The organism is Lentzea atacamensis (assembly GCF_003269295.1).
GTDB lineage: Bacteria > Actinomycetota > Actinomycetes > Mycobacteriales > Pseudonocardiaceae > Lentzea > Lentzea atacamensis.
The window spans coordinates 290,927-304,907 of record NZ_QLTT01000010.1; the positions used below are offsets into that span (position 1 = coordinate 290,927).

At 69.1% G+C, this 13,981-nt stretch carries 10 protein-coding genes; 1 reads left to right on the forward strand and 9 read right to left on the reverse strand.

What is annotated here, in order from left to right:
- Positions 1 to 63: 63 nt before the first annotated feature.
- Entirely contained in the window at positions 64 to 1,086 is a 1,023-nt protein-coding gene (locus tag C8D87_RS36660; RefSeq protein WP_112230470.1) for a GNAT family N-acetyltransferase, read from the reverse strand.
- 112 nt (positions 1,087 to 1,198) lie between these two features.
- Here C8D87_RS36660 and C8D87_RS36665 point away from each other — a divergent pair, with 112 nt between their 5' ends.
- On the forward strand, positions 1,199 to 2,398 hold the full coding sequence (locus tag C8D87_RS36665; RefSeq protein WP_112230472.1) for an esterase-like activity of phytase family protein: 1,200 nt from the start codon (positions 1,199 to 1,201) through the stop codon (positions 2,396 to 2,398).
- A gap of 71 nt (positions 2,399 to 2,469) precedes the next feature.
- Here the strand turns inward: C8D87_RS36665 and C8D87_RS36670 are convergent, their stop codons facing one another.
- From C8D87_RS36670 to C8D87_RS46440, 8 genes are all read right to left on the reverse strand, one after another.
- Complete coding sequence (locus C8D87_RS36670; protein WP_112230474.1) at positions 2,470 to 3,891, reverse strand: GH1 family beta-glucosidase; 1,422 nt, start codon at positions 3,889 to 3,891, stop codon at positions 2,470 to 2,472.
- A 4-nt stretch (positions 3,892 to 3,895) separates the two neighbouring features.
- Positions 3,896 to 4,720 carry a carbohydrate ABC transporter permease gene (locus tag C8D87_RS36675; RefSeq protein ID WP_109635069.1) on the reverse strand — a complete coding sequence of 275 codons (825 nt, stop codon included), beginning with the start codon at positions 4,718 to 4,720 and terminating at the stop codon, positions 3,896 to 3,898.
- A 2-nt stretch (positions 4,721 to 4,722) separates the two neighbouring features.
- Entirely contained in the window at positions 4,723 to 5,622 is a 900-nt protein-coding gene (locus tag C8D87_RS36680; RefSeq protein WP_233439396.1) for a carbohydrate ABC transporter permease, read from the reverse strand.
- Positions 5,623 to 5,696: 74 nt separating this feature from the next.
- The gene (locus C8D87_RS36685) at positions 5,697 to 6,959 is read right to left on the reverse strand and encodes an ABC transporter substrate-binding protein (protein ID WP_109633415.1); all 1,263 of its coding nucleotides are present in this window, start codon (positions 6,957 to 6,959) and stop codon (positions 5,697 to 5,699) included.
- A 464-nt stretch (positions 6,960 to 7,423) separates the two neighbouring features.
- Entirely contained in the window at positions 7,424 to 9,940 is a 2,517-nt protein-coding gene (locus C8D87_RS36690) for an ABC transporter permease (RefSeq protein WP_112230476.1), read from the reverse strand.
- A 5-nt stretch (positions 9,941 to 9,945) separates the two neighbouring features.
- Positions 9,946 to 10,704: an ABC transporter ATP-binding protein gene (locus tag C8D87_RS36695; protein WP_112230478.1), complete on the reverse strand. Its 759-nt coding sequence runs from the start codon at positions 10,702 to 10,704 to the stop codon at positions 9,946 to 9,948.
- A gap of 118 nt (positions 10,705 to 10,822) precedes the next feature.
- A complete protein-coding gene (locus tag C8D87_RS36700; RefSeq protein WP_112230480.1) occupies positions 10,823 to 13,804 on the reverse strand; it encodes a helix-turn-helix transcriptional regulator in 2,982 nt (993 codons plus the stop codon).
- A gap of 11 nt (positions 13,805 to 13,815) precedes the next feature.
- On the reverse strand, positions 13,816 to 13,971 hold the full coding sequence (locus C8D87_RS46440) for a hypothetical protein (protein ID WP_170154799.1): 156 nt from the start codon (positions 13,969 to 13,971) through the stop codon (positions 13,816 to 13,818).
- Positions 13,972 to 13,981: the final 10 nt, after the last annotated feature.

Consider the following 13,981-nt stretch of genomic DNA (forward strand, 5'->3'; position numbering starts at 1 on the left):
AAAACCTTTGAGTCGCCGGTCAGCTTAGCTGGAAGCGATCTCCGAGGAGGGTTTCCGCGCTGTTCATCGTGTTTTTTCAGCCACAAGGTCCGTGATTGGGGTCGAAAGTGCACGGCCGCGCGGCGCCATCGACACCCGCAGGAGCCCGTCCTCCCGGCGTGTCGTGGTGTCCAGACCAGCTCGTTCGGCGGTCCTCACCAGCGAGTTCTCCGACGGCAGGCACCACGCGACGAGCTCGCGGAAGCCCGCGGCACGGGCGTCCTCCGCGAGTGCGCCGAGCAGCGCAGTGCCCACTCCCCTGCGCTGCCACGCGTCCTCGACGAGCAACGACACCTCGGCGGACGTCGGCTCGCCGGTGTGCAGGAGCTGCCCGAGCGCCACCACCTGGTCCGCGCACTGCGCGAGGATCGTGGTGCCACGCGGCGGGTTCAGCAGCCGGTGCAGCCATCGGCGCGGCACCGTGCGCATGCCGGAGTGGTAGCGGTTGAACAAGGTCTTCATCGAGCAACGGGTGTGCAGCCCCGCGACGGCGTCTTCGTCCTCGTTGGTTCCAGGCCGCAGAACCAGTGCCACGCCGTCATCGCTGAGCACTCCTCGCATCGCGGGTGCCGGTGCGTCGAGCAGGTCCAGCAGGGCCTGGCCGCGGGCGAGCTCGACCTGGGTGAAGCCGGCCCAGCCGCGCCGCGCCGCCAGCTCACCGAGCTGGACCTGGCCGTCCGCGGCCACGCCGTGCGTCACCGCGTCGGCCGACAGCACCTGGCGGAGGGCCTCGGCGACGCGGGACGGGTTGGAAAGCGCCATCCTGGCCGCACGCAGCACGGCCGTCGGCTCGTCCACGAGATCCCGAACGTCGGCGCGGGTGATGCCCGCGCACTTGCCGCCTTCCGAGCGGACGGCCTCGATGAGATCGGCGGGCAGCACGCCGGGAGCGGCCCGCACCACGATCTCGTCGAGCACACCGCCGGGCACGGGGATCACCTGCAACGCGAGGACGTTGCAGTCGGCCGCGGCCAGCCGGACTGTGACGCGCGCCAGCGCGCCGGGACTGTCGCTGAGTTCGATGCGCATGCGCCAGGTCGTGGTCATGCCTCCAGAATTCCCCCGAGCTGTTGCCTCGATGCGAACGACGGGTAAACCGCTCCGGATCACATCACCGGAAGAGGGGTGAGGGTCAACTGTGACGACATAGGGTGCCGCCATGAGGAGAACTCTGGCCGCAGGCCTCACCCTGCTCACCGTCACCGCGCTGGCCACGCCCACCACAGCCGCACCCGCTGCCGCGCCTCCCGGAGGCCCGAAGCAGGCCACGCTGACGAACTTCGCCTCACTCCCCGCCGAGACCTACCTGCCCGGCAGCGAGCCGAGCGGCGCCGCACTGGGGACGAGCCCGATCAACGGGATCACGCCGCCGTTCGCCGACCAGCCGATCCAGGGCTTCAGCGGCCTTGTCCGCAACAGCGACGGCACGTTCGACGCCATCTCCGACAACGGCTACGGCACGAAGGCCAACAGCGCGGACTTCCTGCTGCGCATCCACCGCATCGCACCGGACTTCGCGAAGAACACGGTCGACGTCCTCGGCGGCATCACGCTGACCGATCCCAACGGCCACATCCCGTTCCCCCTGACCAGGCCGGACCGGGTGATCACCGGCGCGGACATCGACATCGAGTCGGTCACCCGCGGCGCCGACGGCACGTACTGGATGGGCGACGAGTTCGGCCCGTACCTGCTGCACTTCGACCGCGCCGGACGGCTGATGGCGCCGCCGGTGCCGCTGCCGGGTGTCCGTGCTCCCGAGAACCCCGCAGGCAACCCGAACATCGGTGGCAGCAAGGGTTTCGAGGGCATCACGCTCTCGCCGGACGGCAAGACGATCAACGCGCTGCTGGAGGGCACGGTCGCCGGTGACACGCCGGGTACCTTGCGTCTCAACGAGTTCGACATCGCGAGCAACAGCTTCACCGGCACGACGTGGCACTACCAGCTGGAGAGCCCGAACTTCGCCATCGGTGACGCGATCGCCGTCGACCGGAACCGCCTGCTGATCATCGAGCGGGACAGCGCACAGGGCGTCGACGCGATCGTCAAGCGCGTCTACCTCGCGGACAAGCGCGACAAGGACTCCGACGGCAAGCTCGACAAGACGATGGTCGCCGACCTGCTGAACCTCGCGAACCCCAAGCACATCGGCGGGCACGCGGACCCGTTCAAGTTCCCGTTCGTCACGATCGAGGACGTCACGATCATCGACGACCGCACGATCGCGGTGCTCAACGACAACAACTTCCCGTCGTCGTCGGGCCGCACGCCGGGCAAGCCGGACGACAACGAGTTCATCACCATCCGGCTCGCGGAGAACCTGCACGCCGACCCTCGGGTGCTGCGCCGCAGGTAGAACGAGAGAGCGCTCTCACCTGCGGCACAGAGGTGTCCGCAGGTGAGAGCGCCAGACCCCCTCGGTCCGGCCTAGATGGTGTAACCGTGCGCGGGAAGCCCGTTCTGCCCGATGATCCGGGACAGCGTGGCCGCGCTTTCCTTCACCGTGCGCTGCTGCGTTTCGAAGTCGACGTGCACGATCCCGAACCGCTGCGAGTACCCGGCCGCCCACTCGAAGTTGTCGAGCAGCGACCACGCGAGGTAGCCGCGGACGTCGGCGCCTTCCGAGATCGCCCGGTGCACCGCGCGCACGTGGTCCACCAGGTACTTCGTCCGCTCGACGTCGGCCACGCGGCCCATCGGGTCGACGACGTCGGGGAACGCTGACCCGTTCTCCGTGACCACCAGCGGCACTCCGCCGGCGTCACGGGACAGCCGCACCAGCAGCTCGGTGAACGCGTCGGCGTTCTGCTCCCACCCGAACCCGGTCAGCTCACCCCGCGGAGGCTGGATGGATGCGCCGCGCAGGCCCGCGTGCGGCCCGGCCGGCACGAAGTCCGGGTCGGCCGGCGCGACGCGCGTCGGGCTGTAGTAGTTCACGCCGATCCAGTCGATCGGGGTCGCGATGGTCTCCATGTCGCCGTCGCGCACCACGTTCGTCCAGTCGCCCAGCCACGACGTGTCCTGCAGGACGTCGAGCGGGTAGCCGCGGCCGCAGATCGGGTCGAGCAGGATGCGGTTCTGCAACCCGTCGACCTTGCGCACGGCATCCTGGGAAGCGGCTGAGTCGTCCTCACCCCAGACGGTGCTGAAGTTCAGCACGATCGACAGCCGGTGCGACTCGGGTGCCTGCGCCCGCAACGCCTGCGTGGCGAGGCCGTGGGCCAGCAGCAGGTGGTGCGCCGCTTCCAGGGACGCCACCGCGTCGGTGACGCCCGGCGCGTGGATTCCGTTGCCGTAGCCCAGGAACGCCGACACCCACGGCTCGTTCAGCGTCGTCCAGGCCTGCACCCGGTCACCGAGCCGGTCGTGCACGATGGCGGCGTAGTCGGCGAAGCGGTAGGCGGTGTCCCGGTTGCGCCAGCCGCCGAAGTCCTCCAGGACCTGCGGCAGGTCCCAGTGGTACAGCGTCACCAGCGGCTGGATGTCCTTCTCCAGCAACGAGTCCACGAGGCGGTCGTAGAACGCGAGGCCCCGCTCCTCCACCGCACCGCTGCCGGTGGGCTGGATTCTTGGCCACGCGACGGAGAACCGGTACGCGGCGAGGCCAAGTGAGGACATCAGGTCCACATCGGACTTGTACCGGTTGTAGTGGTCGCAGGCCGGGTCACCCGTGTCGCCGGCCAGCACCTTGCCGGGCGTCGCCGCGAACGTGTCCCAGATCGAGGCACCGCGACCGTCCACTGTGGTCGAGCCCTCGATCTGGAACGCCGCGGTTGCCGCTCCCCACAGGAAGTCCGGTGGGAAGGTCAGCACCTCCTGCCCGACCTCGACCTCCGAGTCGGTCGTCATTCACTCATCCCTTCACCGCGCCCTGCATGATGCCGCCGACGATCTGGCGCGACAGCAGGACGAAGATCGCGATCACCGGCAGCACCGCGAGCGAGGCACCGGCGAGCATCAACGAGTAGTCGGTGTAGTAACCGCTGGCCAATGTGGACAGCGCCACCTGCACCGTCGGGCTGTCGTTGGGATCCAGCACGATCAACGGCCAGAAGAAGTCGTTCCAGGCCGTCATGAACGTGAACATGCCGAGCACCGCCGCCTGTGGCCGCACCGCGGGGAAGCCGACGTGCCAGAACGTCCGCAGCACCGAACAGCCGTCCATGCGCGCCGCCTCGATCAGCTCGAACGGCACGGTCTCCTCGCACGCCTGGCGCATCCAGAAGACGGCGAACGACCCGATCAGCGCCGGCACGATCACCGCCTGCAGCGTGCCGTACCAGTCGAGGTCGGACATCAGCATGTACAGCGGGATCACGCCGAGCTGCGTCGGCACCATGGCGGTGCCGAGCACCACGAGGAACAGCGTGTCGCGTCCCTTGAACCGCAGCCGCGCGAACGCGAACCCGGCGAGCGTGCCCAGCACGACGTTCGAGATCGCGACGGTCGCCGCCACGACGAACGAGTTCTGCATGGCGAGCCAGAAGTCGACGGTGTCGAAGACCCGCGTGATGTTCTCGACCAGGTTGCCGCCGGGGACCAGCGGCGGCATCTTCTCGCCGAGGACCGAGTTGTCCTTCGACGCCACGATGAACGAGTAGTACAGCGGGAACACCGAGGCCGCCAGCACGGCGACCAGGAACCCGTAGAGCAGAGGGCCTGCCTTCGCGTTCTTCATGATCACCCCTTGCCCGCGATGCGCCGCGTCAGCGAGAAGTTGACGATCGCGACCAGCACGACGACCAGGAACAGCATCCACGCGACGGTGGCCGCGTAACCCGCGTCGAACAGCCGGAAACCCTTCTCGTACATGTAGAGCACCAGCGTCTGGAACTGCCGGTCGGACCCGCCGGTGGAGTTGTTGGCGGCGAAACCGGGGTCGAACAGCGCGGGCTCGGCGAACAGCTGCAGGCCACCGATCGTCGACGTCACCACGGTGAAGAGGATCGTCGGCCGGATCGACGGCACGGTGATCGACCAGAACATCCGCCAGCGCGACGCACCGTCCAAAGTGGCCGACTCGTACATGTCCTTCGGCACCGACTGCATCGCCGCCAAGTACAGCAGCGCGTTGTAGCCGGTCCAGCGCCACATGACCATCGTGGACACCGCGAGGTGCGACGCCCAGGTCTCCGCGCGCCAGTCGACCGGGTCGATGCCGACGAGGCCGAGCAGGAAGTTCACGATGCCGAAGTCACGGCCGAAGAACTGCGCGAACACCAGCGCCACCGCGGCGACCGAGATGACGTTGGGCAGCAGCACACCCGCGCGCCAGAACGCCCGCCCCCGCAACCCCCGGTCGAGCAGCGCGGCCAGGCCGAGCGCGGCCAGCAGCTGCGGCACCGTCGACAGGACGAACAGGCTGATCGTGTTGAACAGCGCGTTCCAGAAGTTGGCGTCGGCGAACAGCCGGACGTAGTTGTCGACACCGACGAACCCCTGGTTGCCGTCGATCAGCTGCCAGTCGTGCAGCGACACCCACGCCGTGTACACCAGCGGGTAGAGCCCGAAGATCGCGAACACCACGAAGAACGGCGCGACGATCAGGTACGGCGTGTACTTCGCGTCCCAGTGGTTCAGCCGGAAGCGCTTCGATCGGCCAGAAGAAGGAACCGAGGCGGCCGGGGCCACCTCGGTCTCCGTGCGGACAGCCGTCACTTGGCGGCGTCCTGCGCTTCCTTCAACGCCTGCGCCCACGCCTCGGCGGCAGACTGCTTGCCCTGCTCGACGCGGGTGAGCGCCGTGCCGAACACCGGTCCGACCTTCGAGTCCTTGGTGCCGCGGTAGGTCGGCTTCAGCGACTCGGCGGAGGTCGCGAAGATCTGTCCCACCGGCGCCTTGTTGAAGTACTCGTTGACGGTCGCCTGCACCTCGGCGTCCTGGTAGACCTTCGGCTGGCTCGGCAGGTTGCCGGTCTCCTTGAAGATCCGCTTCTGCTGCTCGGGCGCCGTCAGCCACTTGGCCAGCTCGTAGGCCTCCTTGGGGTGCTTGCTCTGCTTGGGAATCGCGAGGAACGAGCCACCCCAGTTGCCGCCACCGCCGGGCGCCGTCGTCACGTCCCACTTCCCGGCCGCCGCGTCACCGGCACCGGCCTTGATCAGCGCGAGCGCCCAGGCCGGGCACGTCGTGGTGGCGAACGACCCCTGCTTCAGCGCGACGTTCCACTCCTGGCTGAACGGCTCGAGCGCGCCGGTCTGGCCCTTGGTGCCGAGCGCCGCCGCCGTGTCGAACGCCGTCTTGACCTTGTCGTTCTTCTCCGCGATGTACGAGTCGTCCTTCGCGAAGTAGCCCTCCTCGGTCTGGTCGAGGATCGCCTTGTAGACGTTGCGGCCGGTGTCGACGAACTTCACGTTCGGCGTCCTCGCCGTGAACTGGTCGGCGACCTTCGCGTAGTCGGCCCACGACGGCCAGAGCTTCGCGACCTCCTTGCGGTCCGTCGGCAGCCCGGCCGCCTCGAACAGGTCGCGCCGGTAGCAGAGCCCGAGGCTGCCCATGTCCGTGCCCAGCCCGAGCACGAACTCGCCGCCGTCCGCGGTGCCCTGGTTCCACTTCCAGCCGGCCCACTGGTCCTTGAGGTCCTTCGCCCCGTACTCGGCGAGGTTCACGAACTTGTCCTTGGAAGCCCGGAACTGGCTCACCACGCCCTCTTCGAGAGCGACGATGTCCGCCGCACCACGCCCACCCGCGAGCTGGGTCGCGAGCTGCGTGTTGTGCTGCTCCATCTTGACCTTGCGTTGCTCGATCTTGATGTTCGGGTGCGAGGCCATGTACTCCTCGATGAGCTTGTCGTACCCGAAGTCGGAGAACAGGCCCAGCGACAGCTCGACCTTGCCGTCAGCCCCGGAACTCCCGCCGCACCCCGCGGCCAGAACCATCACGAGGGTCGCAGCGACGCTGCCGACCAGACTTCTGCTCATCCGTCCTCCTCGACGGGCGGCGCCATGGGCGCTGCTGACAGTTGTGAGAGCGCTCTCACACTCAACCGGAGAGGCGCGGGTGTCAAGCGGTCGACATCGTTCCGTAACTTTGTGGAGGGTGGCAACAAAAAGCTGTGCCGGAACTGCGAGCGTCTCGGTTCGGCGGCCGCGAGCTTGGTGGAGACGACGAAGAGGGACGACCGGGCCCTCGCTCCGGTCGTCCCTCACCCCAGGTAGAGGGGTTTTCTGGCCGAAAGTGACGCGCGCGGTCAAAATTTTTCCCGCAACTTTCGGTTGAGATGTGGCTGCAGCGGGTAACGGCCCGCACCGTGAAAAACAGCGGAGGCCCGGTGCCCCGACAGCACCGGACCTCCACCGATCCCCCGGTCGCGCGGCCCCTGTTTCCGCGCGACCGAACCCGCCTGACCCGACGGCCCCCGACAGCCTGGGCCAGGCGTGGCGTCCTACGCCTCGGCCATGCCCGCGACCACGGAGTTCCTGGCCGCACGGCGGGCCGGCAGAGCGGCGGCGATGATCGCCGCGACCACGGCCAGGCCCAGCATGATGCCGATCTGGCCGAACGGGACGGAGAAGCTGATCTGGAACTCCGAGTTGGAGATCGCCTCGACCAGCAGCCACCCGAACCCGGCGCCGAGCAGGACGCCGACGACCGCGCCGATCAGGGCCATCAGGATCGACTCGACCACCAGCATCTGCCGCAGCTGGCCTCGGGTGAGGCCCAGGGCCCGCAGCAGAGCGGACTCGCGGGTGCGTTCCAGGACCGAGAGCGTCAGCGTGTTCGCGATGCCGAACAGGGCGATGATCAGCGCCAGGCCGACGAGGGCCCAGATGAACAGCAGCACCTGGTCGATCTGCGCGTTCAGCTCCGCCTTGGTCTCGGCCGCGGAGTTCAGCACCGCGACCGGCGACGTGGCGATGACGCGTTCCAGGTCGGCTCGGGCGGCTGTGATGTCGGTGCCCGGCGCGAGCTTGACCAGCAGCTTCTGGTAGCCCTTGGGGGTTTCCTTCAGCAAGGACTGAGCCGAGGACAGCGTCACGATGCCGGCGCCGTAGCTGTTGCCCTTGATCAGCGCGACGACCTTGAAGTCCCTGTCGTTGATCTTCAACGTCGACCCGATCGAGAGGCCCGAGTCCTTGGCGTCCTTCTCGCGCAGGGCGATCTCGTTGTCCTTGAGCCCGGTCAGCGTGCCGCCGGCCAGTTCGGGACGGACCAGGGAACCGAGGGCGTCGGCCGGGTAGCCGGTGACGTCGGCGTACTTGAGCTTGTCGGACTCGCCGTAGGCCTGGACCTCCGGCGCGATCTTCGCGACGTTCTGCACCTTGGCGAGCTCGTCGGTGAACTTCTGGGTCAGCGGCTGGCTGTAGACGTTCGAGCTGACCTCGTAGTCGGCCGGGAAGCGCTTGTCCACCTGCTGGTTCATGGTTTCGCGGCCACTGCCGGCCACGACCGTCACCATCGCGACGATGGTCACGCCGATCATCAGCGCCGCGGTGGTGGCGGCGGTGCGCTTCGGGTTGCGGCCCGCGTTGGCCGAGGCCAGCTTGGACGGGACGCCGCGCAGCGCCTTGCCGAACAGGCGGTTGATCGGGCCCACGTACAGCGGGCCGACCAGCAGGATCGCGAGCAGCAGCACCATCGTGGCGCCGCCGGTGATGAACATCGCGGGCTCTTCCTTCTCCTGCTGCAGGCCGAAGTAGACCGCGGCGCCACCGATCAGCGCGATCAGCGTCGCGACGATGATCCGGACCTTGCCGGTGCGGGCCACGTCGTCGTGGCTGTCCGGCTGCGAGCGCAGGGCGGCCACCGGGGCGACCTTCGTGGCGCGGCGCGCCGGCAGCACGGCCGACAGCACGGTCACGATCACGCCGACGCCGAAGCCGGCGGCGATGGTCACCCACGAGATCGGCAGGCGGATCTGGACGTCGCCCGCGTTGGGGCCGTCGAACGAACCCACCAGCGCCTGCAGGCCCGCGGAGACGCCGAGTCCGCCGAGTATGCCCAGCACGGACGCCGCGAGGCCCATGAAGACCGCTTCGGCGAGCACGCTGCGGAACACCTGGCCGCGTTCCGCGCCGACGCAGCGCAGCAGGGCGAGCTCCTTCGTGCGCTGGGCGACGAGGATCGTGAAGGTGTTGTAGATGACCATGCCCGCGACGACGAGCGAGATGGCCGCGAACGCGAGCAGAAACGTCTTGATCTCGCCGGCGGCGTCACCGACCTGGGCCAGCGTCGCCTGGGTCAGCTGCTCACCGGTCTGCACGTTGTAGCCCGAGCCGATGGCCTTGTTGATGTTGTCGACGAGCTGCTGCTGCGTCACGCCGTCCTTGGCGACGGCCACGATCTCGTAGATGCGCTGGTCCGGGATGACCGAGCGCAGGCCCTCCGGCGACACCACGACGTGGTCGCTGCCGGACATGGAGATGCTGCTGGCGCCCTGCTGGTAGGTGCCGACGATCGCGAACGAGTGCTCGGCGTTCTCCCTGTCGAGCAGCTTGAGCTTGTCGCCGACCTTGAGCTTCGCGATCTCCGCGGTCTTCACGTCGATCGCGGCCTCGTCGGCCTTGGCAGGGAACCTGCCGTCCTTGAGGTTGAAGTCGCGCAGCTTCTCCGTCGTCGGCAGCGGCTGGACCAGCGCGTTGCGCGCCTTGTTGTCGCTGCCGAGCAGTGCCGCGCTGCCGAACTCACGGGAGTCCGCGCCCGCCACCCCGGACGTCGAGCGGACCTTCTGCAGGACGTCGGCGGGAATGCCCTTCTCCATCTGCGGACTGTTGTCCTGCAGGTGCACCGCCGCGTCGACGTTGCGGGCGCTGCGGGCGAAGTTGTCCCTGGTCTGAGCCTCGACGGCGTCGCCGAGCACGAGCGTGCCCGTCACGAACGCGACGCCGAGCGCGATGGCGATGCTGGACAGCACCAGCCGCGCCGTGCGGGCCCGCAGGCCCGCGAGGATCGTCTTCAGCATCTACCTCACGCCCCCAGGTGCGTGAGAGCGTTGACGACGGACTCGGTGGTGGGCTGGTGGATCTCGCCGGCGAGGCGGCCGTCGGCCAGCAGCACCACGCGGTCCGCGTAGCTCGCGGCCACCGGGTCGTGCGTCACCATGATCACGGTCTGGCCCAGCTTGCGCACCGACATGCGCAGGAAGTCGAGGACCTCGGCACCGCTGCGGGAGTCCAGGTTGCCGGTCGGCTCGTCGGCGAAGATGACCTCGGGACGGGCGACCAGGGCGCGGGCACACGCCACGCGCTGCTGCTGGCCACCGGACAGCTCGGTCGGGCGGTGGGTCAGGCGGTCGCGCAGGCCGAGGACGTTGACGATCGTGTCGAACCACTGCTTGTCGGGCTTGCGGCCGGCGAGCTCGAGCCCGAGCAGGATGTTCTGCTCGGCGGTCAGCGTCGGCAGCAGGTTGAAGGCCTGGAACACGAAGCCGACGCGGTCGCGGCGCAGCTTGGTCAGGTCCTTGTCGTTGAGCTTGGTGATCTCGGTCTGTCCGATGTGGATCGTGCCGCCGTCCACCGTGTCCAGTCCCGCGAGGCAGTGCATCAGCGTGGACTTGCCGGAGCCGGACGGGCCCATGATCGCGGTGAACCGGCCGGCCTGGAAGGCGACGTCGATGCCGTCGAGCGCCCGCACGGCGGTGTCACCCTTGCCGTAGATCTTGACCAGGTTGTGGGCCGCCGCGGCGGTCGTGCCGACTGCGCCCACTTCGGACACCGGTGCAGACATGTCGCTTGCCTTCCTCACAGGGATGTTCCTTGACGAGGAAGAAGCTATGAGTCAGCTGAGTGCGCGGACATCAACTCCGCGACGCGTTGCGCATCAGCCTGAGGTATGACAACCAGGCCTATTCCAGCAGACCCCGGTCGTACGCGATGGCCACCGCCTCCGCACGCCGGGAGGCCCCCAGCTTCGCCATGATCCGGGAAAGGTGCACGGAAACGGTCTTCTCGCTGATGTACAGCTCCTCGCCGACCTCGCGGTTCGTCCGTCCGGACGCGACCAGTGCGAGCACCGCGCGTTCACGAGGGGTGAAGAGGTCGAGGTGCTCCCGCGCGGGTTCGTCCGCCCTGAGGGTGATGCGGGCACGCTTGGCGCACGACGCCACGGCTTCCTGCAGCGGCACGGCCTTGAGCCTGGTCGCCACCTCGTCGGCGAGGCGCAGCTGTTCCGCGGCTTCGTCGCGGTGGTTCTCCTTGGCCTCCGCGCCCAGCAACGCCTCCGCGAGCCGCCACCGGCACAGCGCCTGCTCGAAGACCAGGCCGTAGCCGAACCCGTCGACGGCCTTCCGCCACAGCTCCGGGTCGCCGGGACCCTGGAGCCGGGACTCCTCGGCGTTGGCGCGGGCCAGCCAGGCGCGTCCTTCCGGCCCGAGGGTGCCGGCGCGCGGCTTGCCGTTCCGCGCGGTCAGCCGCACGTGCTCGGCGAGCTTGCGGCCCGCTTCGACGGCGTTCTCCTCGGCCTCGGTGTCCCGCTTGCGACGTGCCTTCGCGGCGACGTCCGCGTACGCCGCGATGCCGATCGCGCCGATCCGGATGTCCGCGAGCACCCAGGGGCCGCCGAGCTTGCGAGTCCACTCCAGCGCGTCCGTGACCCGCTCGACGGCGAGCTCAGGCCTGCCGCGCCACAGCGCGACCTCCGCGCCCGTGCCACCGGTGATCAGCGCGATCTGGATGTCGCGGTGCCAGTCGCTGCGCAGCTTCGTGATCAGCCGCTCGGTCTCGGCCAGCTCGCCCCGCCCGACCGTGAGGTGCGTGCGCGCCGCCGCCAGCCGGGCCAGCACCGTCGACGACACGGACATGCCGGGCGGCTCGCTGGCCCACGCCGCGTAGTCCCAGTCGCCGATGTAGTAGTGCACCAGCAACTGCAGGATGCGGATCTCCAGCCCGAACATGCTCCAGGTCAGGCCGGTCTCCTTGGCCCGGTTGCCCGCCTCGTTGAACACGCGGGCTGCCTCGGCCAGTTCACCCTGGTCGTAGTGCATCAGGCCGTAGTAGTACCAAGCCCTCAGTTCGTTGTTGAACGCGCCGACCTCACGCGCGCTCTTGATCGCGCGCTCGAAGCTCTCCTTGGCCTCGGCGTGCCGCATCGCGTGGTCGTCGAGGATGGCCAGCGTGCCCAGCGCGTCGGCGACCGCGCCGGGAGCGTTCGCCGTCCTGCCGTCCGCGATCGCCAGCTCGGCGGCCTCGCGTGCGGCAGCGTCCTTGCGTTGCTGGCGCAGCGACGACGCCTTGCCCGCCAGCACACGGGCGCGGGTGGGACTGGGTTCGCGGTCGTACACGAGGTCGAGCGCCTTCGCGATGACCGTGAAGTGCTCCTCCTCGTTGCCGTCCAGGATCGACAACGCCTGCGCGAGCCGCAGCCACACCTCGGCTGCCTCCTCCGGTGTCTGCTCGGAGGTGAGCGCCTTGGTGGCGCTGCGGGCGAACGCGACGGCCCGCTCCGGCTGCCCGGCCGTGCCCGCGACCCAGGAGGCCCGCCTCAGCAGCACCGCCTCGTCCACATCGGACGGACGATCGGCCGCCGCCACCGCGTTCCACAGGTTGAGCGCCTTTTCCAGGTACCGCAACGACTCCGCAGGTGCACCGGCGCGTTCGGCCTCCTTGGCCGCCTTGATCGAGGCCCTCAACGCCTGCGGCAGGTCGTGGCTCTGGAAGGCGTGGTGCGCGAGGGCTGCCGCGGCACCGCGTTCGTCCAGGTGCTCTGCCAGGTAACGGGCATAGGCGGCATGCAGCCGCACCCGCTCGCCCGGCAGCAGGTCTCCGTACACGGCCTCCCTGAGCAGGGCGTGCCGGAAGATGTAGACCTCGTCGTCGTTCACGACGAGCAGGTGGTGCTGGACGAGCTCGCGCAACGCGGTGTCGAGGTCGACGTCGGACATGCCCGCGACCTCGCGGAGCCGGTCGTGCCGGACCCGGCGGCCCCGCACCGAGGCGACGCGCACCACGTGCTGGGCTTGCGGGCTGAGGCGTTCGACCCGGCTGAGGAGCACGTCGGCCAGCGCGGACGGCAACGACGACCGGTCGTCGCAGGTGGCCACCGCGATGAGCTCTTCCGCGAAGAAGGCGTTGCCCTCCGAACGTTCCGCGACCTGCTGCACGACGTCCTCGGGCAGGTCGTCGGACAGCGCCTCGACGAACCGGCGGGCGTCCGCCGCGTTGAACGGCGAGAGGTCGAGGCGTTCCACCGCGGGCAACCGGACCAGCTCGGACAGCAAGGGCCGCAACGGATGGCTGCGGTGCAGGTCGTCCGCGCGGTAGGTGCAGACGACCAGCAGGCGCTGGGAACGCAGGCGGGACAACAGGAACGACAGCAGGTACCGCGTGGAGGCGTCCGCCCAGTGCAGGTCCTCGACGACGAGCAGCACGCGCTGGCGTTCGGAGAGATCGCCGAGCAGCCCCAGCACGGCGTCGAACAGCTGGAGCTGACCGACGTCCTGCTCCGGCCTGCGTCCGGGGAGGAGGCCGGGCGCGGTCATGCCCTCGGTGCCGGGCTCCCGTTCGGCGGGAAGTGCCAGCTGGGGCAGCAACATCGCGAGCGCCGGGCGGTTCGTGATGTCCTTGAGGGTGCCGAGCGCCTCCGCGAACGGCAGGTACGGCAGGCCGGTCTCGCCCGCGTCGAGGCACCGTCCCATGAGGACGAGCGTGTCCTCGGCGCTGGCGGCCAGTTCGTCGATCAGCCGCGTCTTGCCGACACCCGCGTCGCCCGCCAGCAGCACCGCCCCCGCGGTGCCCTCACCAGCCCGAGCCAGCGCGGCGCGCAACCGGTCCAGCTCGCGGTCGCGCGCGACCAACGGGATTCCTGAACCGAGGCGTGCCACGAGTGGCATGCTCGCACATGTCATGCGCCGGTGCCGCCGGCTTTCGCAGTCGTGGGGTGGATCACTCGCCGCAGCCACGACGGCAGCGGGCCGTGCGACCGCTGCCAGTTGCAACGAGCGTTGCCGCGCCGGTACTCGATCTCCGCTTTGATCGCCTCAGGGGTCCATTCCGTCATGACCACGAGG

Coding starts and splice junctions, on each gene's coding strand:
- C8D87_RS36660 (WP_112230470.1), bottom strand. CDS start 1,086: ATGACCACGACCTGGCGCATGCGCATCGAACTCAGCGACAGTCCCGGC.
- C8D87_RS36665 (WP_112230472.1), top strand. CDS start 1,199: ATGAGGAGAACTCTGGCCGCAGGCCTCACCCTGCTCACCGTCACCGCG.
- C8D87_RS36670 (WP_112230474.1), bottom strand. CDS start 3,891: ATGACGACCGACTCGGAGGTCGAGGTCGGGCAGGAGGTGCTGACCTTC.
- C8D87_RS36675 (WP_109635069.1), bottom strand. CDS start 4,720: ATGAAGAACGCGAAGGCAGGCCCTCTGCTCTACGGGTTCCTGGTCGCC.
- C8D87_RS36685 (WP_109633415.1), bottom strand. CDS start 6,959: ATGAGCAGAAGTCTGGTCGGCAGCGTCGCTGCGACCCTCGTGATGGTT.
- C8D87_RS36690 (WP_112230476.1), bottom strand. CDS start 9,940: ATGCTGAAGACGATCCTCGCGGGCCTGCGGGCCCGCACGGCGCGGCTG.
- C8D87_RS36695 (WP_112230478.1), bottom strand. CDS start 10,704: ATGTCTGCACCGGTGTCCGAAGTGGGCGCAGTCGGCACGACCGCCGCG.
- C8D87_RS36700 (WP_112230480.1), bottom strand. CDS start 13,804: ATGCCACTCGTGGCACGCCTCGGTTCAGGAATCCCGTTGGTCGCGCGC.
- C8D87_RS46440 (WP_170154799.1), bottom strand. CDS start 13,971: ATGACGGAATGGACCCCTGAGGCGATCAAAGCGGAGATCGAGTACCGG.